Here is a 23,707-nt window from a genome sequence, read left to right on the forward strand (position 1 = left end):
CATACCAGGAGGCAACAATTATGGAACAAGGTAAAGTTAAATGGTTTAATGCAGACAAAGGTTTTGGATTTATCGAACGTGAAGGCGGAGAAGATGTATTTGTACATTTCTCAGCAATCCAAAGCGAAGGTTTCAAATCTTTAGACGAAGGTCAAAGTGTAACTTTTGAAGTAGAACAAGGACAACGCGGTCCACAAGCTACTAACGTTCAAAAAGCTTAATAACAGCAAAAAGGATCCTGCGTAAAGCGGGATCCTTTTTTTTTGCTTGAAATGAATTCTGGCAATAAAAAAACCCTATTCAATGAATGAATAGAGCTTATGCAACAAACGTATCTGAAACAAGTAATTCAAATGGTAGACTCAGTATAGCACAATGATTGAATAATCCCTAATTTAAAATCCGCATTTGTTTATTAATCGTTAACTTCCTAAAAATCTTTAGCTGAACGAGGGCTGGACATCTTAGTAAATTAAACCTAACTTCCGATGAATCCATCGAGTTCGCCAAGCTAATGCGGGCGTGGAACCTGGCTCAGACCGCCAGCAAATGTTCGAAGTGCGCGAAATCGAATCGGATATTTCCTTCCTCCGCAATTATCTTACCAAGGATTTGGTGATGCACGAGGATATGTATCTCTTCCAAAAACAAGGGCGCGATTATAAAGTGGTCGATAAAGAATGGACCCATGTGCGCGATCAGTTGGTCGGAATGAGAGTGAACGGGGGATTTCCGTACATCACCGTCAATGACGGCGACTATCTGCGCAATGGCGAGCTCTATCTGAAGCACTGGTATGAAGGCATTGAATTGGATGTGAAATATTTAGAGAAAGTGCTGCCTTATATTTATCAGCTGTGGGGCCGCGGCGTCCATATGGAAACGATTGTGGAAGATAAGCCGATTTTATATAGTTATGATAGCAAGGGGATTTATAAGAAGTATTTGTAAGGAAAATTCTATTTATATAATAGAAAGAGAATGTATAAGAATTAATTTTGAGTGGGATAGCCAGTAGAATTACTGAACTGCACCCCAGATGTTAGACACAATCTAGCATTTGGAGGTGCAGTTTTTTGTGACTAAATTTACACGTGATATAAAATTAATTTACTTCACTCGGTCAAACTGTATTTCGTAAAAGTTTCTTCAGATGAAGTGACTCTAAAAAATTAGACAAGGTTATTCATTAGGCAGCTTTCTCAAAATGAGTTGGGAGTATAAAAATTTTGTGACTATAACTATTGATACTAGTGGAATTAAAAAAGATGGCTCCTATTCAGTATAGAAACCACCTTCAAGCTGCTTAGTCTCTTTTTTTATTGTGTCCTTGACATGGAGATTAGTTTAAATTAGAGACTTTTTCTGTATTTTATTATATTTTTTATTTGACTCAAACATACATTTCGAAAAACCATATTTATATCATCAGATACAGCCTCGAGTAAAATAAGTACTAATCTCCACCTCCTCCATTTTACCAAGGCACAACTCCATTATCATCAAAAAAGCCTCCAGTTGGACCATCACTATTTATTGTGGCAAGCTTCACTACAATGGAAGCGGCTTGGTCGACCGAACGATAGCCACTGTTACCATTTAAATCAGTTGCTGTAAATCCAGGGCAAACGGAGTTGATTTTAATAGGAGAATCGCTTAATTCTTTAGCGAAAAAAACGGTTAAAGCATTTACGGCCGTTTTGGAGCTATTGTAGGCGAGCGTATTCACATTATAAAATTCTGATTTGGGGTCTGTATTCAAGGTTAAGGAACCTAATCCGCTGGAAAGATTAACGATTCTTCCGGAAGAAGACTTTCTGAGCAATGGGAGCATCGCTTTTGTTACAGAAAATACACCAAAAACGTTTGTCTCATATGTGCTTTTGAGGACGGACAATTCCAGTTCACTCTGATTGATTTCGCCTTCAAAAAATACGCCTGCATTATTAATCAATATATCAAGCAATCCATATTCTTGTTCAATTCTTTCTACAGAGGAAAGAATTGAGGTGGGGTTTGTAACATCAAGACCCACTGTTTTAGCTTTAATGTTCTCCTTTTCCAATAACGTTACCGCCTCAAGTCCTCTTTTTTCATTTCTTGATCCTAATAAAATCTCATATCCCATTTTTCCTAATTGTCTAGCTGTTTCAAAACCAATACCTTTGTTTCCCCCTGTTATTAAAACGATTTTTGGCTTATCCATAAAAATTCCCCCTTTATCAATTTCTTTAACCTGGTGATGTGCAAAATATCTTAATTTCTCGTTAAGATGATATAAATTTGATTAGGCATCAACCGCTTTCATTTTTGATATAGTAAGTATAGTGGAAATCATTGATGCATGTAAGTAGGCACATTTTTGTAACTTAATGAATGGGGTGGCAAATATGGGATATGGGTTAAAAGGATATGGTGATTGCAGTAAAGAGGTTATAAGGGCTTGTCCTATTGAGATGGCTTTACAGATTATAGGTGGAAAATGGAAAGGTATCATTATCGACCTATTATCCGAAAAATCAATCAGATTTAATGAACTTAAACGATTAATACCGGGCATTTCGCAAAGAATACTAACTTTGCAACTTAGGGAACTTGAAGCTGATGGAATTGTGAAAAGGAAGGTAGATGATACTGTCCCACCACGAGTAGAATACTTCTTAACCGAACAAGGAAATGAGTTATCATCTATCATTAATTCTTTAAGAGCGTGGGGGCAAAATTATCTAATCTAGATTTTGGGAGCCCAAATACGGAAATATAAAGGAAGCAAATGGATTTTCCTGATTTTTTATTTGAGTAATCTAAAGCCATGCCGATTAGGCAAGGCTTATTTGTTCAATCAAGTTTATTGTAATTACTTTCAAAGCTCATGATTGGAACCAATGCTTATTTCAAACGTAAGTAATGTAAAAGACTTAAGTTCGGAGGCGTAAGTATGAGGCAGCTTTATATAAAGCAAAAGGTATTCAGTCTTGGCGGGAAATTTACAGTAAAGGATCAGCAGGAGAAGGATATATATTACGTGGAGGGAAGTTTTATGCAAGTTCCAAAGACTTTCTCCATTATGAATACAGCAAGAGATGAAGTAGCACTCATTACGAAAAAAGTATTCAGCCTTTTGCCGAAGTTTTTGGTTGAGGTGAATGGTCGAGAGGTATTCACAATAAAGAAGGAATTTTCCTTCTTTAAAGCACGATATACAATTGATGCGGCAGGAATAGAAGTGCATGGTAATTGGTGGGATATGGATTTTCAAGTCTTGCAGAATGGTAAAATTGTAGGTGAAGTGGGCAAGGAGTGGTTCACTTGGGGCGACAGCTACAAGGTTCAAATAGTAGATGAAGAAATGGAAACTATTATTATTGCACTCGTTATTGCAATTGATTGTGTGAAGGCTGATCAAGCAGCTGCTTCCTCAGCAGCGTCGATTTAAAGCAGAAATTCAAAATTAAAAGGATTACAAGAAATACATCCTTAATTATTATAAAATTAAAATAACAACAAAAGTTTATTCATAAAGTGAGGGGACTAGGATGGGATTACGATTTCGTAAAAGCATAAAGATTGCACCTGGAGTTAGACTTAATGTAGGGAGAAAGAGTGCAGGTATAAGTGTTGGTGGAAAAGGTTTGCGGTATAGTGTTAACAGCAGAGGTAGATCTACAACGACTGTGGGTGTACCAGGGACTGGGTTATCATATACATCCTCAAAAAACTATAAAACAAAAGCTTATCAAACTAGGAATAATCTACAATCACAACAAAGAGCTATTAAACAAGCGCAAGAAAGAGAACAAGCGCAATATGAAGTAGCTGTATTTGAAAATCAGTGTGAGTTAGTAAAATCCATTCATAAAGAATGTGATGATTATGTCGATTGGCATACCATTTTAAACAGTCAACCACCTTATCCATTAGGCGGTATTGGGAGACATGAATTAGAAGCAAAAGAGAAGTATGAAAATCATAAACTTACATTCATTGATCGGTTATTTAAAAGAGAAGAAAAAGTGTATAACCAATTAGCTAAAGAGATTGAGGCAGCCAAAGAAGAGGATCAAAAAGAATACAATGAATGGAAGAATACAGTTGCAATTGCAGAAGAAGTGCTCAATGGTAATATCGACACTTATCTAAAGGTAATTGAAGAAATGAATCCATTAGAAGATTTAAGCGAATTTGGAAGTGGGTTTGAATTTTCAACCGATGACCCTTCCTATATGGAGGTTGAATTTGATGCTCATTTTAAAGATGTCATTCCAACTGAGGAAAAACGTCTAACTAAAACGGGTAAATTATCCATAAAACAGATGACTAAAACACGTTATTTTGATTTACAGCAAGATTATGTTTGTAGCTGCACAATACGGATTGCTAGAGATTTATTTGCTCTTTTACCATTAAAGACTGTTATTATTCATACCTATGAAGAAAAGTTAAATACTGCTACAGGATATAATGAACGTATTCTAATATTGTCTGTTAAAATAGAACGTGACATTTTAAACTCTTTGGATTTAGATCATATAGATTGCTCCGATTCAATGGCGAATTTTCAACACCATATGCAGTTTAAGAAAACGAAAGGTTTTGAATCAGTTGATAAATGCAGCTTATGAAGAAAGAATGATTAAAAAGTTTCTCTTTGAATTTTAAAAATGGAGTTGTTACAAGAATACTGCCCCTTCGTATTATAAGGTTGACCAAGTTAATTGGTTGACCTTATAATACGAAATCAGCTAATAGTTTGTCATCCAGTGTTGATATTAGGCGAAACTCTGCTCGGATTCAGTCGTTAGTTGCGGTGAATAGTATCATTCAGAATTGTACGATACTTATCACTCCAAGTTTTCACATCCTTCACTAGATCATCGCAGAAAGCAGCTACGTCCTCGCCAGTGAGGTCAGTTACTTTCCTTCCTTCCGCTGCGCCTTCCTCGAAGAGATCGAGAAGGGTACTGAAAATGCAGCTGGTGTCCTTCCAGTCTGTGGGGCCGCCGCAGGTATACATATATTTTTTGATAGCATTGTAAGCGTTACGGTACTCACTTGGAAGTGCCTTCCCACGCGCCTCAATCTCCCTCCATTCTCGCTTGGCATTCAAACTTCCGATAATTTTTTCAAGTATACTCATTTTAATCCTCCTTTGGAATGTGTTTAATTTTGAGTTCGTTCATTTTACTTGAAACAAAATCCCATTTATCCCAAAAAACTTCTAGATGCTTTTGACCTGCTGTGTTGAGCGTGTAAAATTTTCTCGGCGGACCCATAGTGGATGGTTTTTTCTCCAATTCTACTAGGTTGTTTTTCTCAAGCCGCATAAGAATCGTATAAACTGTGCCTTCAACTACATCAGTGAAGCCAAGTTCTCTCAGTTGTTGCGTGATTTCATAGCCATAAGTTTCACCGCGGCTAATAATCTCAAGCACACAACCTTCAAGCACCCCTTTCAGCATTTCCGTTATATTTTTCAATTTTTGCCCCTCCAATTGTATTGTACTTATCTTTTCTCGGTATCTGTCTCACTGATAGTTTGTATTACTAATATTCAGTACCACTTACTACTGGTATATAGTATAACTGAATAGAGTCTTTTGACAAGAAAATTTCCGCAAATAATCCTGTTATTACAGTCCATTAATTCGATGTTCGTATTATTTAAGGGATAGTCATCCTCGGTTAATAAGTCTTTAATATCTCAATCCCCGTTTATTACTGGAGAGAAATGTTTCTAAAAGGAATGCATTAAATAAGAAAATCCATTCCTATTTCTTTTTTAGAACGGACTCCAATAGGCTCCTTTATTTTAACCTTGATCTGATGGGTTTCTTAAAGGCCCCTAGTTGCAAATGAGAACCATTATTAATAATAATTATTATCATTTATTAGATTTTTGTTGTTATAACTAATAATCGTTCTCGATTAGATTATTATTTTCTCAATTAGATTGACTTCTGAGATTGAGATTGTTATGCTTGAATTAAAGATGGAGCATAACAAAAAAGCGATTTTATATAAATAACAGCTAAGAATAGGAGGGAATAATAATGGCTTCAGAAAAAACAATTCAAATGTCTATCTGGAAAAAAGCATGGGAACATATTGAATTAATTGCGGCATTAATAAGCGGTTTATTTATCTTGATTGGTTGGACTTTATCTAAAAATGACATGGTGGCATTTTCGATTATTGCCTATTTATTAGCTTTTGCTATTGGCGGATTCGCTAAAGCAAAAGAAGGTATATTGGATACAATCGAAACGAAAAAATTGAATGTTGAAATTCTTATGATATTAGCTGCCGTTGGCTCTGCTATTATTGGTTATTGGGCTGAAGGATCGATTCTAATCTTTATCTTCTCTTTAAGTGGTGCACTTGAGACATATACAATGAACAAGAGTCATAAAGAAATATCAGCTTTAATGGACTTACAGCCTGAAAAGGCACTATTAATCGATCCCCAAGGAAATGAATCATTAGTTGCGGCAGCTGATTTGAAAATAGGAGACCATATCTTAATTAAAGCGGGTGAACGAGTACCTTCTGATGGCACCATTATTGAAGGTACGACAAATATTGATGAAGCAGCCATCACTGGTGAATCGATGCCAGTTAGTAAAAAAGTGCGTGATGAAGTATTTGCCGGTACTGTAAATCTTCGAGGAACGATTACGGTTGAAATAACGAAACCTCAGGAAGAAACACTATTCCAGAAAATTATTCAGTTGGTACAGTCAGCACAAAGTGAAAAGTCTCCTTCACAATTGTTTATAGAAAAATTTGAAGGTATGTATGTAAATGTTGTATTGATTGTTGTGGCATTCATGCTATTTTTGCCTCACTTTATTTTGGGCTGGAGTTGGAATGAAACGTTTTATCGTGCAATGGTTCTTTTAGTAGTGGCATCTCCTTGTGCATTAGCAGCTTCTGTTATGCCGGCTACACTTTCTGCTATTTCAAATGGCGCAAAAAGAGGCATCTTATTCAAGGGTGGCGTTCACTTAGAAAACTTAGGGAATTTAAAGGCTATTGCCCTAGATAAAACAGGGACATTGACTAAAGGTAAGCCAGAAGTGACAGATGTGTTATTCAGAGATGATTTTACGAAAGAGAATTTTCTTCAGTGTGTGGCATCAGTCGAAAAATATTCCAACCATCCATTAGCGCAATCTATTGTAAAGTATGCTGCGGACAATATGAATCTATCGTTTATTAAACCTGAAACATCAGAGGATCTATCAGGTTTTGGAGTAAAAGCAATATTGCAGGGAGTCGAGTGGAAAGTAGGTAAAGCAGATTTTGTTGGAGCAGAAGCTGCTGCTGCTTTTCAAAATGGCATTGCCAAACAATTGGCAGCCGAGGGCAAAACGATTGTCTTTGCCAGTGATCACAAAGGGATTGCAGGCTTAATTACGTTAAAAGATACGGTTCGTCAAGAAACCATAGATGCTATTGAAAAGTTAAAATCTGTGGGTGTTTACACATTTATGCTAACAGGTGATGGTACAGCAACAGCTCAAGCAATCGCAAGTGAAAGCCACGTAGATGGATTTGTTGCAGAATGTTTACCAGAGACGAAAGTAGATGAACTGAAAAAATTAAAAGAGAAGTATGGCACAGTAGCGATGGTTGGGGACGGAATTAACGATGCACCTGCATTAGCGACAGCTTCCATCGGGATCGCAATGGGTGAAGGAACGGATGTAGCACTTGAAACAGCTGATGTCGTATTGATGAAAAACAATTTATCTCTAATTGCCGAAGCAGTTGTCCTATCTCGAAAGATGAATAAGATTATTAAACAAAATGTTATATTCTCTATAAGTGTAATAGTGTTATTAATTTGTTCTAACTTTTTACAAACAATTAGCCTTCCTTTTGGGGTAATTGGCCATGAAGGAAGTACTATTCTTGTTATTCTGAATGGACTTCGTTTATTAAAGTCAATCAAGGAATAAATATTTAATAAAAAGCAAGGGAACTATGAATTAGTTTCACTTGCTTTTTTTTTCATAAACATCTGCAGTATCTAACAATGTCACGCCCAATTCCATAGCACGATGAATTGTTTTAATTGATTCCTCATCATACGTCTGACCCTAAATTCTGGTGGCATCTCCATCAAGCCTAGCCCTCTATAGAAGACACTTCCAAATCACTATGTCCAAGTTTTCTTACTTTCATGTTATCCACTCCAATAATAGAAATTTAGTGCTTTTTCATCATAAGAGTTAGAGTTTTCTTGAGGTTAAGCAAAAAATTTAAACTTTGGTTAAAGTAGCTTTAAGAGATATATAGTAGATCATAAAATACATTAAGGAAGAGTTGTTATAATTAATATAAATTTCTTATTATTGGCGTTTTTGGCGAATTGATTGTCGCTCTTTGCTAATTACAGAAAGACTATATATAAGTAAAATGAAATGACTATCCCGTTAACAAATACAAGCTGAAACGTAATGTGCTGATAGATAGAGAGGTGTAATATGACTACAAATACTCGTATTAGAATACCGGATGGACTTTGGACAGGACTGAAACAACTTGGAGTTAATACACGAGATTTAGTTCGAAAAGCAAAATTGCCGCTTACTGTAATCACTGAATCAGTTGTCACTGTCGAACAATACTACGCATTATGGCAAGCATATTCGGATATCATCGGTGACATGGAAGCTGGAATTCTTAAACTTCCGATAGTATTTGAAACAGCGCAGTATCCCCCATCTGTACTGGCAGCTTACCATGCTCGTGATTATCGAGATGCTTTACAAAGAATGGTGCGCTATAAGGAAATGTGTCCCCCTGAAAAATTACGCATTGTGGAGGAAGGCAAAAGTTGTGTGATTGAACTTGAATGGTTGGACACGGAGCAAGCCGGACCGCCAATGCTAATTGGAACGACACTCGCGTTTTTACTGGAACTAGGACGACGAGGAATCGGTAATCCTTTAAAAGCGAGATTAGTAGAATTTACACATTCATTTGGTCAAGTAGAGACACTTGAAGAATACTTTGGCTGTCCTATTCAGCTTAGTGCAAAACGTAATAGAATGACATTGCAAAGAGAAGATCTCGATCGTCCTTTTATTTCATACAACGCTGAATTACTGGAGATTTTAACACCAGTTTTGGAGCAGACGTTGGATGAGCAGCATCGCAATCACTCAATAACGGAGATAGTTAAGTGGATTATAAAACGCAATTTAACAGGAGAAAGACTCGACATACAAGATGTAGCAAGTGAGTTGGCCATGAGCGAACGTACTTTACAGCGTCGGCTTACTGATGCCAAAACCAGCTTTAAGGAACTGCTAAAGAAAGCCCGTCATGAACAGGCAAGACAGTACTTGGCTGATCCTGCTCTAGATATTAAAGAAGTGGCTTTTCTTGTTGGATATAAAGATCAGAGCTCGTTCTATCGAGCTTTCCGCAGTTGGGAAGGTGAAACCCCTTTAAATTGGCGTGCTGAACATGCACTTATAAACGAACTACATTGAAAACCAACCTAAAGGAGTAATGTATGATGGAAATGGGATTAAATAATAAAACGGCTTTAGTTACAGGCTCAACAAAAGGTATAGGTAAAGCAATAGCAAAAGAACTCGCTAAAGAAGGAGTTAACGTACTCATAAATGGACGGAATTATGAAGAGGCAGAACGAACTGTACAAGAAATTAAATCAGAATTCCCGCTAACTTCACCTCAAAATGCTGCAGCGGATATTGTGGATGCTCAACAAAGAGAGGCGTTATTTTCAAAGTACCCTAGAGTAGATATGTTAGTTAACACGCAGAGGCATAGGGACTGCATAAGAATGCAGTTAGTCTTCCAATTTCAATTGGTCTAATAAATCGCTGTATTTCAGATTGGGGCAGATTATTGACCATGAATTGTTTTTCTTTTTCTGAAAAAGACATGTTTTCATTACTGTAGATACCCTCAATTATTTCTTGTACATTTTCAGAAAGTGTTGGTCCAGGCATAATCGTATTGTCTGTAACCTCTGTTCCTTTTGTTAATTTAGATAAGCTTTTTGACAATGATAGCAGCATTGATTTTGTCATACAGTACTGAGGCATTTGTCCTGAAGGCATTATTGCTTCTTCACTTGCAATAAAAATAATGCGGCCATCATTATTTTTCAGCATTTTTGGAAGGTAGAGTTTACATAGCCCATTTGCAGCTAATACGTTAGTATGGAAGTATTTTTTCCATATTTCATCAGTGACATCTTCATATTGCATCATTTCTCGTTTGTTTCCATACTGTATCTTTGGATGCTTTTAAGTTTTGCAGGATGGTTAGTTCCTCCTCTTCTTCATATGGAAACGGAAAATAAGGAATAATCAAATAAATACGCCCTTACATTTGTAGGGCGTATTTTTTGTAACAAAATAATTCTTTTGTTTATTAAATTTTATAATGTCTTATTCAACTAGACTCCTCCGTTTGTTGAATAAGAAAGCAACAATCTGTATGGAAATATAGTAGGTTTTAACCGTGCACACTTGCATTGTTTAAGCATATACTGCTAATATAAGTAATATCTTATATAAGTGATTGGTAATATTATAAGAGGAGGACTAAGAATGGATAAAATGGACCGTATGGCTACTTTATTAAAAGCTGTCAGTGATGCCAATCGGTTGAAGCTCCTTGCTTGTTTGAAACAAGGAGAGGTTTGTGTCTGTGACTTAGTGGAAGTCTTACAGATTTCACAACCAGGCGTCAGTCAACAATTAAAGAAGCTAAAAGAAGCAGACATTATTCTTGAACGTAAAAAAGGGACATGGAAACACTTCAGACTAAACGATCGTCAAGAACCATACATCCAATCCATTATTGATGAGTTGGAGCCAATCCGAGTCACCAAATGTTCTCCTCGATGTTAGAAGAGGAGGGGCTGAAATGGCAGAAAAAAGTGTAACGAAGAAGCTTTCATTTTTGGATCGTTATTTGACGCTTTGGATTTTTGTGGCCATGGCTATTGGAATTTTATTGGTGGTTTCCGTACCAAGCTTTAAAGACACACTGGATACATTCTCGGTAGGTACAACATCCATTCCGATTGCTGTTGGATTGATTATCATGTTGTATCCACCACTGGCGAAAGTGAAATACGAGGAAATGTGGCGAGTCTTTAAAGATTGGAAAGTCTTATTGCTATCATTATTTCAAAATTGGTTACTGGGACCTTTCCTAATGTTCTTTTTGGCTATTTTGTTCCTACATGATTACCCAGAATACATGGCAGGCCTTATTATGATTGGTCTAGCCCGTTGTATTGCCATGGTTATTGTATGGAATGACCTGGCGCGTGGTGATCGCGAATATGTAGCAGGATTGGTTGCTTTTAACTCGATTTTCCAGATTGTGTTTTATTCCGTATTCGCGTATTTCTTCTTAAATGTCTTGCCTGGCGTTTTTGGATTAGAGAATATGGCGGTTTCCATTTCTATGTGGGAAATCACCAAAAGCGTATTGATTTATTTAGGGATTCCTTTCGCAGCAGGCATTCTTACTCGAATCGTCGGCTTAAAAATAAAAGGGAAAGAGTGGTATGAACAAACGTTTTTACCGAAAATTTCACCCCTTACACTCATCGCGCTATTGTTTACGATTATCATGATGTTCTCTTTAAAAGGAGACAAAATTATTGCCTTGCCGATGGATGTGGTTCGAATTGCGATTCCATTATTCATCTATTTCTTGATCATGTTCGCGGTTTCGTTCTTTGCGTCCAAGAAAGCTGGCGCGTCTTATCCAGTTACAGCTTCTCTTTCCTTCACAGCTGCAAGCAATAACTTTGAACTGGCGATTGCGGTTGCTGTTGCAGTTTTTGGCATCAACAGTGGAGAAGCCTTTGCGGCCGTTATCGGACCGTTGGTGGAGGTTCCTGTCTTAATTGCTCTGGTCAACGTAGCTTTAAGATGGGAAAAGAAATATTTTAGGACTATTAAATTGTAGTTATTTATTCAGGAGGAAAGACCGGTATGACACAGAAAAAAACCATCTACTTTCTTTGTACAGGAAATTCGTGCCGCAGCCAAATGGCTGAAGGATGGGCAAAAAAACATCTGGATGGCACTTGGAATGTGAAAAGCGCAGGCTTGGAAGCACACGGGTTAAATCCTAATGCTGTAAAAGCCATGAAAGAAGTCGACATTGATATTTCCAATCAAACATCCGATGTCATTGATCCAGCTATTCTAAACAATGCAGACTTGGTAGTGACGTTATGCGGCCATGCCAATGAACATTGTCCAATGACTCCTCCTCACGTGAAACGCGTGCATTGGGGATTTGATGACCCAGCAAAAGCAGAAGGTACAGATGAAGAAAAATGGGCTTTCTTCCAACGAGTGCGGGATGAAATTGGGGAACGTATTGAGCGTTTTGCCCGTACGGGAGAATGACAAACAGATAGCCAAGGGATTTTCTTGGCTATCTCTTTAATAAATATATAAGCGTATGCTTATTTTTAAGTGAATCAACATGCCAATAGAAAAAGGAGTGGAGTAACATGAAACAGATTCAAATTTTTGACCCAGCCATGTGCTGTTCAACAGGTGTTTGTGGACCGTCCATTGATCCCGAATTATTGCGTGTTTCTTTTATTGTCAGTAACTTATCCAAAAAAGAGTATCCGATCGAGCGTTTTAATTTGGCGAATGATACCGAGCATTTCATGAAGAATGCTAAAGTGAATCAATTATTGAATGAAAAAGGGCCTTCCGTTTTGCCAATTGTATTGGTGGATGGCCAAGTGGAGTTAACAGGAGCATACCCTTCGAACAAGGAGTTTGAGCAATGGACGGGATTTGCGGCGGAAGAATTGACACAAAAGCCAAAGGTTCGTTTATCTCTTAAAGCAAAGAAAGAAGGGAATTGAATTGAAACGATTCACACCAGAAGATTTTCCGGCTACCCATTATCTCTTTTTTACAGGTAAAGGCGGTGTAGGAAAAACATCAGTTGCCAGTGCCCTTTCACTGACCTTATCCAAACAAGGAAAAAGAGTCCTATTAATCAGTACGGATCCAGCTTCTAACCTACAAGATGTTTTTGGCCAAACATTGACCAATCATCCTACGTTGATTCATGATACGTCTAATTTGTATGCACTGAACTTGGACCCTATTCAAGCAGCTGCCGAATACAAAGAGCGCATGATTGCTCCTTATAAAGGAAAGTTGCCTGAAGCCGTTCTTTCTTCGATGGAAGAGCAAATGTCAGGTGCCTGTACAGTGGAAATTGCGGCATTCAACCAATTTTCATCTCTTTTGACCGATAAACAGATAAATGCTGAATACGATGTAATCGTGTTTGATACGGCACCGACAGGTCATACCTTGCGCTTGCTTCAATTGCCGACTGCCTGGTCGGGATTCCTGGAGGATAATACGAATGGCGCTTCTTGTTTAGGACCACTTGCAGGCCTCGAAAGCCAGAAACAAATGTATAGCGAAGCCGTGAAAGTCTTATCTGATGCCAATCGGACCACGCTTTTATTAGTCAGTCGTCCTGAAGAAGGTCCATTACGAGAAGCTGCACGGGCTTCTAATGAACTGAAAGACATCGGGATAAGCAACCAGCAAGTCATCATCAATGGCCTTTTTGAGCAAACGGCGTTGAAAGACCATTATGCTAAGACCCTGTATGAAAGACAACAGAAAGCGTTGCAGGAAATCCCGACAGGCCTATCACTGTATCCTGTCTATTATTTGCCTTTGGCCCCTTTCTCCATTACAGGCACTAAACAAATGGAAAAATGGTTGAATCATGATTTTGAAATGGCTTCTGTGGAAACAGTGAAAGAGCCACTTTCATATCAATCAGTTCAGGATATGCTTGATTTTTATGAAGAGCATCAACAAAGGGTCATCTTCACGATGGGGAAAGGCGGCGTCGGAAAAACGACGGTTGCTTCCCTCGTTGCCCTCGGCTTAGCAGAGAGAGGAAAAAAAGTTCATTTGACTACTACTGACCCTGCCGCCCATATTGCTTGGACTTTAGGGAAAAACGGGCTGCATGAAAACTTGTCCATCAGCTCCATTGATCCTAAAAAAGTGGTTCAGGAATATAAGGATGAAGTCATTTCTAAAGCCAGTGAGACGATGGATGAAGATGGGTTAGCTTATATCAAAGAAGACCTTGAATCCCCGTGCACAGAAGAGATTGCCGTTTTTCGAGCATTCGCAGACGTGGTTGCGGAATCCAAAGATCGGATTGTAGTCATTGATACCGCACCTACTGGGCATACTCTTCTGTTATTGGATGCATCAGAAGCCTATCATAAAGAAATTTCTCGTTCTTCAGGCGAGATCCCTGAATCCGTTCGGGAGTTGCTGCCGAAATTGCGTGATGAATCATACACCAGTATTATCATCACTACGTTGCCAGAAGCAACACCAGTCTTTGAAGCTACTCGGTTGGAAAAAGATTTACAAAGAGCGAATATTGCCATCCACTGGTGGGTAATTAATCAAAGTTTTTATGTCACGGACACTTTGGACGCCATTTTAGCCCAAAAAGCGCAGGCGGAAAAGAATTGGATTCAACGAGTCAATGAATTATCGAACGGACACATGGTGATTATTCCTTGGAGTGTACAGGAACCAAAAGGGACTGATGGTTTGAACCATCTGCTATAAACCAAATAAAGAATAAGTGGAGGAATTGAAATGAATATTACAGATCAAGCAAAAGGCTATATTCAACAAGCTATGAAGGACAGTGATGTATCAACATTGCGTTTTTATGGGATTGCAGGATGTTGTGGCGTGAATTTAGGGGTCGCTTTACAAGAAGCTGAAGAGAAAGACAGCGTAGAAGAAATCAATGGGATAAAAGTGGCCATACACCCTGATGTCAAAGACCAATTAAATGGTGTGACTGTGGACGTGGAAGAAGAAAACGGAGAAATGGGCATCGTCCTTAATGGATATGACGCTAATTCTTGTTGCTAAGTCGTTTTAAGTTACCAAAAATAGAATGGATGGAGCCAACGCCCATGTTCGGTGGTTCCATCTTGTTTTTTCATTATTCAACAGACACTATTTCGTAAAACTTTGATTGGTGGGGGTTTTTATTCATCCCTTACCGAACATTGGCTGAACTGGTTTGTAGCCGTCTTTTTAACGGGTCCCAGGGATACCTGTTTTTCTTGGCAACCAAGAAGCGCATTCATGAAACTGAAGTCGGTAAGTAGATTGAAGATAAGGATGGGGGAAAGAAAAATGAGTGATATGAAGAAAGACCAAATTCGGAATGAAGTTCGTGATAATTATAAAAAGATCGCCTTAAAGGTAATTGATCATACTAGTTGTTGTGCACCCAGCTGTTGCTCACCAGATACCAATCAAAACATTTCAGTAGAAGAAATCTCCCAAAAGATGGGCTATACCGTGGAAGAACTGCAAAACATCCCTGATGGCGCCAATATGGGATTAGGATGTGGTAATCCGCAAGCCATCGCCAACCTCAAAGAGGGAGAAATAGTGCTTGATTTAGGCAGCGGTGGCGGATTTGATGCATTCTTGGCTGCTCCTAAGGTGGGAGCAACAGGGAAAGTCATTGGCGTGGATATGACACCTGAAATGATTACAAAAGCACGTCGGAATGCATCTAAAAATAAGTTTGAGAATGTGGAGTTCCGTTTGGGTGAAATAGAATATTTGCCTGTGGCAAACGAAGTTGCCGATGTCATCATGTCCAATTGCGTGATTAATCTTTCTCCTGATAAGAAGAGAGTGTTTGAAGAAGCCTATCGCGTCTTGAAGCCAAATGGTCGCTTGGCTATTTCTGATGTTGTCATGACAGCAAACTTACCAGAAGAATTGCGAACGAATATGGATCTCTATTCGGGATGTATCTCAGGTGCATCCTCCATTGAAGAGCTGACATCCATTATAGAACAAGCTGGTTTTCGAAATGTTTCCATTGTGCCAAAAGATGAATCAAAAGAATTCATTAAGGAATGGGCACCTGACCATAAAGTAGAAGAATATATTGTCTCGGCGATTATTGAAGCAACAAAATAATGGATTCGATTTTTAATTTATTGAAAAAGAAGTTTTTCAAAGGAAGAAGTACGTATATTTATGGAGAACCACTTTTTTAAAGGAGACCCCCTTCAGTACGGACAGCATACGTATCAAAGTTTCTTAACGGCCTTTGAACAATTAGTAACGGAATGAGCTGATGGGGAAGGGGCTGTCTCATAAGAGATCATTTTTCTCCATAAACAAATAAAAACAAAAGGCAGAAACAATGTTAAAGCTACGTTTCTTCCTTCTTCATTTGTTCCATTCGGGAATATGGACATTGCTCAGATAAAATTTGTGATTTTGTTTTAGTAAGCAATGGCGATTGATCTGCATAAAATATTCGAAAATAAGTTTTGATGGAAATGCAGCAATGATATGCTCAGTTATTAAAATCAAATGATCATGCAATAATAATATGTAGGACAAAAGCCTTGAATGAACGTATTCAAGGCTCTTCTGCTTTTTAGAAAAGCGGTCATGGTCATTTATACAAAATACATATTGTTACAGGAGGAGGCAAGAGAACAATGGATTGTTCGCAATGCAATGGAAGGTATTGTATGTCTTCTGTGCCTATATTTCAAGGTTTAAACAACGATGAAATGGCAGAACTGTCTAAGATTATTATCCACAGGACATATAAAAAGGGAGAACCCGTTTTTTTAGCTGGTGATTTAAATAATCATTTGTTTGTCGTTCGTAAAGGAAAAGTGAAAATTACGCGCGTTACTGAAGAAGGCCATGAACAAGTCATTCGAATTATTCAAGAGGGAGACTTTTTTGGCGATTTATCTTTATTTAGAAATAACTCTTTAACATCAAATGCAGAAGCCATTGAATTAACTGAAATATGTTTGGTAAAAGGGGAGGAATTCAAAAAAACACTAGAAAAATCACCAAGTTTAATGCTTAATATGCTGGATCAATTAAGTGAACGGCTTGAAAAAGCAGAATTTCAATTAAGTCAGTTTAACCACCGAGATGTAGCTCAAAGAGTAGCTGCATTTATTCTTCAACATGGCGAAAATAGCGAGAATTTGATTTTTGAATTCCCGACTAATAAAACGGATATTGCTTCAATGTTAGGCACTACAAGGGAAACGCTTAGCAGGAAACTTTCATTTTTCCAAAGAAAAGGATACATTAAAATATCGGGCCGACAAATACAAATTTGTGATGTAAAGGCTTTAAAAGAGTTGTTTTAATATAAGGACTTATATGAAACATCCCTCCTATACATGGGTATGGAGGGATGTTTAGTTAGCAGGAGAGTGGAGCGGGCAGGCTCTTTTTCTCCAGTGTGATCCTTTCTAAAATGAATGATTCTAATTCATCTAATTTCATAACGATTCCTGCTTTCCTTTTTTAGCTGCTATTATTAATGCTGGTGAATCAATTGAATAAGCTTTATATTCAAAGTTTCCGTATGCTTTGATCCTTTCAAAACCGCATTGTTCTAATAGTGGGATCAGTTGAGTTGAAGTGGCTGGATATAATGGGATCGTATTCTTTTGGGAAACTCCATTAGCCGAAAGTGTTGTTGTGAAAAGGATATGGTTTTCATCCAGATCGTAATGGCGTTCAAACGTAAAAGCCTCTTTTTTTATGACTGGGAAGGTGAAATCTTTCTTTATCAAAACTTTATCGAAATTAACAATTTGCAAGATAAATACACCATCTGAATGCAATTTTTGAAACGTTTGTTTAAAAAATGAATGGATATCCTTAAAACTATTTAAATGAACGAGAGTATTCCCTATACAGTAGATCCCATTATAATTTTCATCGATTGTTTCTATTTGTTCCATTGTTTTGGTAGTAACGGTGACTGGATGGTGACAAGACTCGGATTTAATTTGAATTTGTTCTGCCATACCCTCTTCTGGTTCCATTGCTGTTACTTGAAAACCTTGTTGTGAGAGGGAAATGGCCATATTGCCTGTACCCGCACCTACATCCAAAAGGGTGTCTCCTTTTTTGAAATGGGATGTTAAGAATGATAAAGCCTTTTCGTTTGCAGGAAAAATTTGATCGTAATAGGGAGTTAGTGTTTTATAGAATGACATGATCAATCACCTCTTCTTTTTATTTATTAACCATGTATGCCTAGAGCTAATTTTGCTATACGTGACATGCGGCTCTTTGTCCAAACAGGTGTCCACACCACTTCAACTTCAACCTTTTTCAGGATAGGAAGATTGATAAGCAATGCTTCTTTTACCTCAGCGACAATATGGCCTGCCATAGGGCAACCCATTGATGTCATTGTCATGGTCACTTTCAGATGGTCAGGTCCGACAAATGTGACATCATATACGAGCCCAAGGTTCACGATATCAATTCCAAGCTCGGGATCGAGTACATTTTCCAGTTTTTCAAGAACATGTTCTTTTGTTAAGGTATCCATCGCTTTAGTTCCTTTCAATTTATATTTGTCTAATAGAAAGCTGAATATTGATATTTTGTTATTCGAACAATCATCCTGCTTTCCAGGTGGCAGCAATTGATGGATTAACTATAAGTGATTTTCAATCAAAAAAATGTGACTCAGAACACAATGGAACGATGAATAATTTGGCAATAGGTTTATTCAATGGATAATCTTTTAAGGAGGAAAATAAAGAGCCTGATCCACCACGGGATCAGGCTCGTATTCATCTATAAGACGAGAAAATAATGTTAGCGTAGTTTAGACAGTTATTGATTGTTTGATAGTAAATGGTCTTTCTTTCCGTGTAAAAAGAGATAAAGAATCATTAGGAAGAACATAAAGATGCCTAACCAAACGTATAAATGGCTATATCCTAGGGATGGCACCAAATACCCCAATAAATAGGGCCCGAAGCCAAGGCCGACATCTAAACCGATAAAGTATGTGGAAGTGGCAAGTCCCATTTTTTCCGGAGTCGTAACTTTAATGGCAAGCGCCTGAAGGACGGAAGAAATATTCCCATAGCCAATGCCGATGATAACGCCTGATAACAATAGAACAAAGGGACTATGAGAGAAGCTTAATAGGATCAGGCCTGCTCCGAAGAAAATCGCACATGGGTATACAACATAGTTAGCTCCCTTTGTATCCATTAAAGGACCTGTAAATGGACGTGTAAAAAGGATTGATAGGGCATATACAAAGAAGAAAAAGCTTGATGTGCTGACCAAATCCCGTTCTTCAGCAAAGAAGTTCAGGTAGGAGAGCACACTTGCATAGCCAAGGGAAAACAATAACATTATTATGGCTATAGGAAGTGCTTTTTTATCAATATATTGAGAAATGCGAAAACCTTTCTCTTCCGGGGCGGTGGTATATGGATCGTTTGCCGGTATTTTCGCAAACAAGGAACTAATTAAAGCGATGATTGCTAAAAGCATACATAACATAAAAATAACAAAATAAGTCGTATGTTGGCTCAACATAAGGCCGAAGAATGGTCCGATGGCTGTTCCGAGTGTTGTACTCATACTGAAATAGCCAATTCCTTCACCTTTACGGGAATTGGGTAGGATTTGAGCAACGACTGTACTGGTAGCGGTTGAAGCAATACCAACTGCAATCCCGTTTACCAGACGGCTGATAATCAATACAGCAATACCGGCCTGGATAAAATAAAAGGCCATGGTGATAGGAAAGAGAATTAGACCAATCATTAATATTTTTTTCGTGCCTACTTTATGAATAATCCGTCCTGTAAATATTCGTCCTATTAATGTTCCGACAATATAAATCCCGGTTACAAGGCCAGCTTGCGAAACAGAAGAATGATATTCTTTAACAGCGTATGAAGCCATGGTGACCATCAATAAATAAAATATGACCATCAGTATAAAATTAATGACAGCCATGAACACAAAATCTTTTGTCCATAGTTTTTCTTTTGTTTGACTCATTTAAATATCCCCAGCCCTTTTAATTAAGTTTTCGCGTATTTTTTTTAAACCATTGTACATTGCTTGCTGTTCTTCTTCTGAAACACCTCCCAATATTTCTTGCTCAAAGGCATCGATCGTTGTGCGGATTTCCTGATAAAGACTGCGGGCTGTTTCTTTGATCTTTACCATTTTGATGCGCCGATCGTTCTCGGAAGGATGCAGTTCGATATAGCCTAGCTCGATAAGGCGTTTGACCGTACGTGTAACATTAGGTTTATCCATTCCTAATACCCTGCCGATTGTTACCAAGCTCATATTTTCATCCGTCATAAGGTAAGTCAGCACAGCCCACTCTGTGCGATGCAGATTATATTTGGCAAGCTGTTCTTTTAATTGGGTATCAAACGGGCGGGTCGCTAAAATCAATTGGAAAAATAATTGTTGGTACACAGTGATCCTCTTACCTCCTATTTTAGTTATCAATGATAACTATTTTCCGTAAATGATTATACGCTTTTTCATATAAAAGTAAAATGATATGTTTGATCCCATTCCAAGCGGCGCCAGGCTATGGCCAAAAACAGAATAAATAATAACCGTTCGGTGAAGCTATAAACACCCTTTCAAAGCAAATTCAATATGCATGGACATACTAGGTGTGTATATTCAATAAGGAGATCAACCACATGGGAAATAAACTGAAACGGTTCTTTTTATTATCGTCTAATTCATTGGTCATGGGAGTCATATTAGCTTTAGTCGGAGGCTTTTTAGACGCTTATACATATATTACGAGGGACGGAGTGTTTGCAACTGCACAAACGGGGAATACAGTCTTGTTTGCGGTGAGGGCTGCCAGTCCTGAATACAATGGGGCAATCCAGAACGTCCCGCCTTTCCTGGCTTTTGTCGCCGGTGTCTTGGTGGCGGAATATATAAAGGATAAGCATACTAAACATGGTCGGGCGATCCTCATATTGGAATGCTCGCTATTATTCATCGTTGGGTGTTTGCCGGGAAGCGTGCCGAATATGCTCATTACCATGTGTATTGCTTTTGTTTCATCCCTGCAAATAGCTACCTTTAATAAGCTGGAAAATTGGAGTTATAATTCAACGATTACAACAGGGAATCTGCGCACTGCGGCACAAGCTTCCTATGCGGCATTCGTGGAACATGATCCGGAATCGATGAGGAAATTCAAAGGTTTCGCTGCGATTATTCTTTCTTTTATAGGCGGCGCCTTGCTTGGAACGTTTTCTAGTACTTATCTGGGGAACAGGGCTATCTGGATTGCGGCCGGGATTATCCTTTTGACGGTTTTCTTATATCAAAAAAGCAAAGAGAACATGGCAGAAGGGCAATCGTCCAATAATAGCGGCATATAGAATAAAGATGCAATAAGCCTTCTGCTATACGGAGGCTTATTTGTGTTTTATCGGTTTCTTTATAAGACGAGGTACGCACTGGTCGTTTACAACATACAGTAGGATATTGAATGATGAAGGAGGCCGATACTGTATGTATATAGACTACCATCAAGATATGTACAGGCAAAATACGAAGTTGATTGCCGATTTGGAAAAAGCCATTAATGGGGAATACAGTGCCATTCAGTGCTATGCCCGGCTTGCACAAATGGCGGCAAATGAGCAGCAACGCCGTCAAATTATGGAGATCAGAGAAGATGAAATCAAGCATTTTCAGCTTTTCAGCCAATTTTATACCCAATTGACAGGAAACCAGCCACAACCAGTAATGTCGGAAGAATGCGCCAAACAATATATGGAAGGATTAGAAGCTGCAATCAAGGATGAACAGGAGACGGTCGATTTTTATTTAAGCGTGTCCGATGAGGCTACGAATGGGCAAATAAAAGAAGCCTTTAGAAGAGTGGCGGCCGATGAGCAAAATCATGCAGTATGGTTTCTTTATTTTTTTACGAAGCTACTTAAATGAACAGCGAAGAACGGATAGTATAAAGGAACATTCGTAAACACCCTGCACATTCTGTGGTAGGGTGTTTGGTTTACATACGTCTGCTTTGCAGTTTGAGGATTTGGAAGCATTCCTTCTATTTTTTATAAAACAGTATGATCGGCTCGTTTCCTTTTGTATAATAAAATCTCAGTAGGATCCATTTTATAAGTAATTTTGATTGGAGCTCACATGATATGTTAGAAAATCCAAAAGGGAAAGAACGGCTGGCACTGGCCTTTTTGCTGGGAATGCTGGCGGTACTGGGACCTTTAATCATTGATATGTATTTACCGAGCTTCCCGTACATATCTGAAGATCTAGGAACAAGCGAATCAATGGTTCAGCTAAGCTTGACGGCGTGTTTGCTCGGACTGGCATTGGGGCAGCTCTTGTTTGGGGCAATCAGCGATGCAAAAGGACGCAGAAAGCCATTGATTGTTTCTGTTATTTTATTTACATTCGCTTCATTGCTGTGTGCATTGGCGCCTTCCATTACCTGGCTGGTGTTCGGCCGGTTTTTGCAAGGATTTACAGCGGCAGGCGGCGTCGTTATTTCTCGCGCTGTGGTAAGGGATGTGTTCAGCGGCAATGAATTGACTAAGTTTTATGCCTTGTTAATGGTTATTAATGCGGTTGCTCCATTAGTGGCGCCACTCATTGGCGGAGCGATATTATGGTTCCCGTTTGCTGGCTGGCAGGAGATTTTTTACTTCCTGGCGATTGTAGGAGTCCTGATTGTTCTAATCACAGCATGGAAGCAAAAGGAAAGCCATCCTCCAGAACGCCGGACGCCAAGTTCCATCAAATCGATCTTCACTTCTTTTGGGGAACTGTTTAAAGACCGCTCTTTCATGGGGTATGTGCTGACAATCGGATTTGCCCATGGGGGAAGCTTTGCGTATGTTTCGGGTACTCCTTTTGTTTATCAAGGCATATATGGGGTGTCAGCGCAGACATTCAGCGTTTTATTTGGCATAAACGGATTGGCCATCATTATAGGCACATGGCTGGTCGGCAGATTCGCAGGCCGTATTTCCGAGAGAACATTACTCAGAATAGGAGTGGCCATAGCTTCGGCAGCCACCGCTTGTTTAGTGGCCATGGCTATCATAAAGGCGCCATTAGCGTTGATCGTCATGGCTATATTTATTTACATGACATGCATGGGAATTATTTTGACTACCTCTTACACGCTTGCAATAGACAAACAACCGCATAGAGCCGGCAGTGCTAGTGCCCTGTTGGGGATGTCTCCATTGATCATCGGCGCGATTGTGGCACCTCTAGTAGGGATTACAGAAAAGTCTGCTGTTCCAATGGCCGTTATTCTGTTTGCCACTTCTATTATTGCTCTTCTTTCTTTCCTCTTTTTAGCAAAGGAAATTGCCAATCAAGAATCTTCCTAAACAAAAGCCACAGCTCTAAAAAAGTTGTGGCTTTTGTTTACTTCCGGCAAGGCCTGATCAGTCAACCTTTTTTGCCCAGATTCCCTATACACTCTGTTATTCGTTTGAAAATGTAATGAATTTCAATTTATGGTTTGCATACAGGAAGATGAATAAATTTCATCCTGAATTCGAACAGTAAGGGTGAGACTAAAAAAAGGAGCGCATACTTATGGACAATAAGGAAGGCTATAAAGATAAGGTGTATGTAAAGAATGATTTAAAGCACGGCGGAGATTCTATTGATAAATTAAGAGTACAGGAAGAGGCAAATGTATGGGCCGCTTCAAAGGAAATTGGCCAAGTGAATGAAAATTCGTAAGCAACATATTACATTTTTTATTGTTATGAAAGCAA

General features: G+C 38.5%; 25 protein-coding genes and 4 pseudogenes. 20 read left to right on the forward strand and 9 right to left on the reverse strand.

The features are described from left to right. Positions 1–20: 20 nt before the first annotated feature. Together BN1765_RS05140 and BN1765_RS05145 are read left to right on the forward strand one after the other, a co-directional pair. On the forward strand, positions 21–221 hold the full coding sequence (locus tag BN1765_RS05140; protein WP_050614125.1) for a cold-shock protein: 201 nt from the start codon (positions 21–23) through the stop codon (positions 219–221). A 298-nt stretch (positions 222–519) separates the two neighbouring features. Next, positions 520–951 (forward strand): annotated as a pseudogene (locus tag BN1765_RS05145) (SpoVR family protein); the annotation flags it as partial. Between the two features lie 526 nt (positions 952–1,477). Here the strand turns inward: BN1765_RS05145 and BN1765_RS05150 are convergent. After that, a complete protein-coding gene (locus BN1765_RS05150; protein ID WP_050614127.1) occupies positions 1,478–2,206 on the reverse strand; it encodes an SDR family oxidoreductase in 729 nt (242 codons plus the stop codon). Positions 2,207–2,390: 184 nt separating this feature from the next. On the opposite strand from BN1765_RS05150, the gene BN1765_RS05155 reads away from it, so the two are divergent. The 3 genes from BN1765_RS05155 (at position 2,391) to BN1765_RS05165 (ending at position 4,622) form a co-directional block, all read left to right on the forward strand. Continuing rightward, complete coding sequence (locus BN1765_RS05155) at positions 2,391–2,735, forward strand: winged helix-turn-helix transcriptional regulator (protein ID WP_050614128.1); 345 nt, start codon at positions 2,391–2,393, stop codon at positions 2,733–2,735. 203 nt (positions 2,736–2,938) lie between these two features. Then, entirely contained in the window at positions 2,939–3,436 is a 498-nt protein-coding gene (locus BN1765_RS05160; RefSeq protein WP_050614129.1) for an LURP-one-related/scramblase family protein, read from the forward strand. A 100-nt stretch (positions 3,437–3,536) separates the two neighbouring features. Further along, positions 3,537–4,622: a DUF4236 domain-containing protein gene (locus BN1765_RS05165; RefSeq protein ID WP_050614130.1), complete on the forward strand. Its 1,086-nt coding sequence runs from the start codon at positions 3,537–3,539 to the stop codon at positions 4,620–4,622. Positions 4,623–4,798: 176 nt separating this feature from the next. Here BN1765_RS05165 and BN1765_RS05170 read toward each other — a convergent pair whose 3' ends face one another. Next, complete coding sequence (locus BN1765_RS05170) at positions 4,799–5,137, reverse strand: DUF1048 domain-containing protein (RefSeq protein WP_050614131.1); 339 nt, start codon at positions 5,135–5,137, stop codon at positions 4,799–4,801. 1 nt (position 5,138) lies between these two features. Further along, entirely contained in the window at positions 5,139–5,477 is a 339-nt protein-coding gene (locus BN1765_RS05175) for a PadR family transcriptional regulator (protein ID WP_050614132.1), read from the reverse strand. Positions 5,478–6,050: 573 nt separating this feature from the next. Here BN1765_RS05175 and BN1765_RS05180 point away from each other — a divergent pair. Beyond that, the gene (locus tag BN1765_RS05180; RefSeq protein WP_050614133.1) at positions 6,051–7,961 is read left to right on the forward strand and encodes a heavy metal translocating P-type ATPase; all 1,911 of its coding nucleotides are present in this window, start codon (positions 6,051–6,053) and stop codon (positions 7,959–7,961) included. Between the two features lie 54 nt (positions 7,962–8,015). Here BN1765_RS05180 and BN1765_RS20720 read toward each other — a convergent pair. Then, positions 8,016–8,187, reverse strand: a pseudogene (locus BN1765_RS20720) (aldo/keto reductase); the annotation flags it as partial. A gap of 302 nt (positions 8,188–8,489) precedes the next feature. On the opposite strand from BN1765_RS20720, the gene BN1765_RS05185 reads away from it, so the two are divergent. Beyond that, positions 8,490–9,503, forward strand: a complete 1,014-nt coding sequence (locus tag BN1765_RS05185) for an AraC family transcriptional regulator (RefSeq protein WP_050614134.1) — start codon at positions 8,490–8,492, stop codon at positions 9,501–9,503. A gap of 26 nt (positions 9,504–9,529) precedes the next feature. Then, a pseudogene (locus tag BN1765_RS05190) lies at positions 9,530–9,793 on the forward strand (SDR family NAD(P)-dependent oxidoreductase); the annotation flags it as partial. Here BN1765_RS05190 and BN1765_RS19450 read toward each other — a convergent pair. Beyond that, positions 9,789–10,256, reverse strand: a pseudogene (locus BN1765_RS19450) (SDR family oxidoreductase); the annotation flags it as partial. The pseudogenes BN1765_RS05190 and BN1765_RS19450 sit on opposite strands and share 5 nt — an antisense overlap. A 339-nt stretch (positions 10,257–10,595) precedes the next feature. Here BN1765_RS19450 and BN1765_RS05200 point away from each other — a divergent pair. From BN1765_RS05200 to BN1765_RS05235, 8 genes are all read left to right on the forward strand, one after another. Further along, positions 10,596–10,898: an ArsR/SmtB family transcription factor gene (locus BN1765_RS05200; RefSeq protein WP_050614135.1), complete on the forward strand. Its 303-nt coding sequence runs from the start codon at positions 10,596–10,598 to the stop codon at positions 10,896–10,898. A 16-nt stretch (positions 10,899–10,914) separates the two neighbouring features. Continuing rightward, complete coding sequence (gene arsB, locus BN1765_RS05205) at positions 10,915–11,973, forward strand: ACR3 family arsenite efflux transporter (RefSeq protein ID WP_050614136.1); 1,059 nt, start codon at positions 10,915–10,917, stop codon at positions 11,971–11,973. 26 nt (positions 11,974–11,999) lie between these two features. Continuing rightward, complete coding sequence (arsC, locus tag BN1765_RS05210; RefSeq protein ID WP_050614137.1) at positions 12,000–12,422, forward strand: arsenate reductase (thioredoxin); 423 nt, start codon at positions 12,000–12,002, stop codon at positions 12,420–12,422. Between the two features lie 107 nt (positions 12,423–12,529). Then, complete coding sequence (gene arsD / locus BN1765_RS05215) at positions 12,530–12,898, forward strand: arsenite efflux transporter metallochaperone ArsD (RefSeq protein ID WP_050614138.1); 369 nt, start codon at positions 12,530–12,532, stop codon at positions 12,896–12,898. 1 nt (position 12,899) lies between these two features. Continuing rightward, the gene (arsA, locus tag BN1765_RS05220; RefSeq protein WP_050614139.1) at positions 12,900–14,660 is read left to right on the forward strand and encodes an arsenical pump-driving ATPase; all 1,761 of its coding nucleotides are present in this window, start codon (positions 12,900–12,902) and stop codon (positions 14,658–14,660) included. A 30-nt stretch (positions 14,661–14,690) separates the two neighbouring features. After that, positions 14,691–14,975 (forward strand): iron-sulfur cluster biosynthesis family protein, encoded by a 285-nt coding sequence (locus BN1765_RS05225; RefSeq protein ID WP_050614140.1) that lies wholly within the window; start codon positions 14,691–14,693, stop codon positions 14,973–14,975. A 270-nt stretch (positions 14,976–15,245) separates the two neighbouring features. Further along, positions 15,246–16,049, forward strand: coding sequence for an arsenite methyltransferase (locus BN1765_RS05230; protein WP_050614141.1), 804 nt, complete (start codon positions 15,246–15,248; stop codon positions 16,047–16,049). A gap of 533 nt (positions 16,050–16,582) precedes the next feature. Continuing rightward, complete coding sequence (locus BN1765_RS05235; RefSeq protein ID WP_050614142.1) at positions 16,583–17,260, forward strand: Crp/Fnr family transcriptional regulator; 678 nt, start codon at positions 16,583–16,585, stop codon at positions 17,258–17,260. 135 nt (positions 17,261–17,395) lie between these two features. Here BN1765_RS05235 and BN1765_RS05240 read toward each other — a convergent pair whose 3' ends face one another. The 4 genes from BN1765_RS05240 to BN1765_RS05255 form a co-directional block, all read right to left on the reverse strand. Next, entirely contained in the window at positions 17,396–18,121 is a 726-nt protein-coding gene (locus BN1765_RS05240) for a class I SAM-dependent methyltransferase (RefSeq protein ID WP_050614143.1), read from the reverse strand. A 26-nt stretch (positions 18,122–18,147) separates the two neighbouring features. Next, positions 18,148–18,462, reverse strand: coding sequence for a metal-sulfur cluster assembly factor (locus BN1765_RS05245; RefSeq protein WP_050614144.1), 315 nt, complete (start codon positions 18,460–18,462; stop codon positions 18,148–18,150). 290 nt (positions 18,463–18,752) lie between these two features. Next, positions 18,753–19,943 carry an MFS transporter gene (locus BN1765_RS05250; RefSeq protein ID WP_050614145.1) on the reverse strand — a complete coding sequence of 397 codons (1,191 nt, stop codon included), beginning with the start codon at positions 19,941–19,943 and terminating at the stop codon, positions 18,753–18,755. Then, on the reverse strand, positions 19,944–20,375 hold the full coding sequence (locus BN1765_RS05255; RefSeq protein ID WP_050614146.1) for a MarR family winged helix-turn-helix transcriptional regulator: 432 nt from the start codon (positions 20,373–20,375) through the stop codon (positions 19,944–19,946). It abuts the gene before it with no gap. A 236-nt stretch (positions 20,376–20,611) separates the two neighbouring features. Here BN1765_RS05255 and BN1765_RS05260 point away from each other — a divergent pair, with 236 nt between their 5' ends. The 4 genes from BN1765_RS05260 to BN1765_RS20230 all read left to right on the forward strand — a co-directional run bounded on the left by BN1765_RS05260 (position 20,612) and on the right by BN1765_RS20230 (position 23,672). Next, positions 20,612–21,313, forward strand: coding sequence for a YoaK family protein (locus BN1765_RS05260; protein ID WP_050614147.1), 702 nt, complete (start codon positions 20,612–20,614; stop codon positions 21,311–21,313). Positions 21,314–21,446: 133 nt separating this feature from the next. Continuing rightward, entirely contained in the window at positions 21,447–21,884 is a 438-nt protein-coding gene (locus tag BN1765_RS05265; protein WP_050614148.1) for a ferritin-like domain-containing protein, read from the forward strand. 215 nt (positions 21,885–22,099) lie between these two features. Further along, positions 22,100–23,311, forward strand: coding sequence for a Bcr/CflA family multidrug efflux MFS transporter (locus BN1765_RS05270; RefSeq protein WP_050614149.1), 1,212 nt, complete (start codon positions 22,100–22,102; stop codon positions 23,309–23,311). 211 nt (positions 23,312–23,522) lie between these two features. After that, positions 23,523–23,672, forward strand: a complete 150-nt coding sequence (locus tag BN1765_RS20230; RefSeq protein ID WP_187119423.1) for a hypothetical protein — start codon at positions 23,523–23,525, stop codon at positions 23,670–23,672. The last annotated feature ends 35 nt before the right edge of the window (positions 23,673–23,707 follow it).

The sequence above is a fragment of the Bacillus testis genome, from assembly GCF_001243895.1.
Lineage (GTDB): Bacteria > Bacillota > Bacilli > Bacillales > DSM-1321 > Bacillus_AD > Bacillus_AD testis.

Excerpts from the sequence above, each read along its gene's own strand:
- BN1765_RS05235 (WP_050614142.1), top strand. The coding sequence starts at position 16,583 with ATGGATTGTTCGCAATGCAATGGAAGGTATTGTATGTCTTCTGTGCCT.
- BN1765_RS05170 (WP_050614131.1), bottom strand. The coding sequence starts at position 5,137 with ATGAGTATACTTGAAAAAATTATCGGAAGTTTGAATGCCAAGCGAGAA.
- arsB (WP_050614136.1), top strand. The coding sequence starts at position 10,915 with ATGGCAGAAAAAAGTGTAACGAAGAAGCTTTCATTTTTGGATCGTTAT.
- BN1765_RS05250 (WP_050614145.1), bottom strand. The coding sequence starts at position 19,943 with ATGAGTCAAACAAAAGAAAAACTATGGACAAAAGATTTTGTGTTCATG.
- BN1765_RS05230 (WP_050614141.1), top strand. The coding sequence starts at position 15,246 with ATGAGTGATATGAAGAAAGACCAAATTCGGAATGAAGTTCGTGATAAT.
- arsD (WP_050614138.1), top strand. The coding sequence starts at position 12,530 with ATGAAACAGATTCAAATTTTTGACCCAGCCATGTGCTGTTCAACAGGT.
- BN1765_RS05185 (WP_050614134.1), top strand. The coding sequence starts at position 8,490 with ATGACTACAAATACTCGTATTAGAATACCGGATGGACTTTGGACAGGA.
- BN1765_RS05165 (WP_050614130.1), top strand. The coding sequence starts at position 3,537 with ATGGGATTACGATTTCGTAAAAGCATAAAGATTGCACCTGGAGTTAGA.
- BN1765_RS05240 (WP_050614143.1), bottom strand. The coding sequence starts at position 18,121 with ATGTCATTCTATAAAACACTAACTCCCTATTACGATCAAATTTTTCCT.
- BN1765_RS05180 (WP_050614133.1), top strand. The coding sequence starts at position 6,051 with ATGGCTTCAGAAAAAACAATTCAAATGTCTATCTGGAAAAAAGCATGG.
- BN1765_RS05140 (WP_050614125.1), top strand. The coding sequence starts at position 21 with ATGGAACAAGGTAAAGTTAAATGGTTTAATGCAGACAAAGGTTTTGGA.
- BN1765_RS05245 (WP_050614144.1), bottom strand. The coding sequence starts at position 18,462 with ATGGATACCTTAACAAAAGAACATGTTCTTGAAAAACTGGAAAATGTA.
- BN1765_RS05225 (WP_050614140.1), top strand. The coding sequence starts at position 14,691 with ATGAATATTACAGATCAAGCAAAAGGCTATATTCAACAAGCTATGAAG.
- BN1765_RS05270 (WP_050614149.1), top strand. The coding sequence starts at position 22,100 with ATGTTAGAAAATCCAAAAGGGAAAGAACGGCTGGCACTGGCCTTTTTG.
- BN1765_RS05160 (WP_050614129.1), top strand. The coding sequence starts at position 2,939 with ATGAGGCAGCTTTATATAAAGCAAAAGGTATTCAGTCTTGGCGGGAAA.
- BN1765_RS05150 (WP_050614127.1), bottom strand. The coding sequence starts at position 2,206 with ATGGATAAGCCAAAAATCGTTTTAATAACAGGGGGAAACAAAGGTATT.
- BN1765_RS05200 (WP_050614135.1), top strand. The coding sequence starts at position 10,596 with ATGGATAAAATGGACCGTATGGCTACTTTATTAAAAGCTGTCAGTGAT.
- BN1765_RS20230 (WP_187119423.1), top strand. The coding sequence starts at position 23,523 with ATGGACAATAAGGAAGGCTATAAAGATAAGGTGTATGTAAAGAATGAT.
- BN1765_RS05260 (WP_050614147.1), top strand. The coding sequence starts at position 20,612 with ATGGGAAATAAACTGAAACGGTTCTTTTTATTATCGTCTAATTCATTG.
- BN1765_RS05155 (WP_050614128.1), top strand. The coding sequence starts at position 2,391 with ATGGGATATGGGTTAAAAGGATATGGTGATTGCAGTAAAGAGGTTATA.
- BN1765_RS05265 (WP_050614148.1), top strand. The coding sequence starts at position 21,447 with ATGTATATAGACTACCATCAAGATATGTACAGGCAAAATACGAAGTTG.
- arsC (WP_050614137.1), top strand. The coding sequence starts at position 12,000 with ATGACACAGAAAAAAACCATCTACTTTCTTTGTACAGGAAATTCGTGC.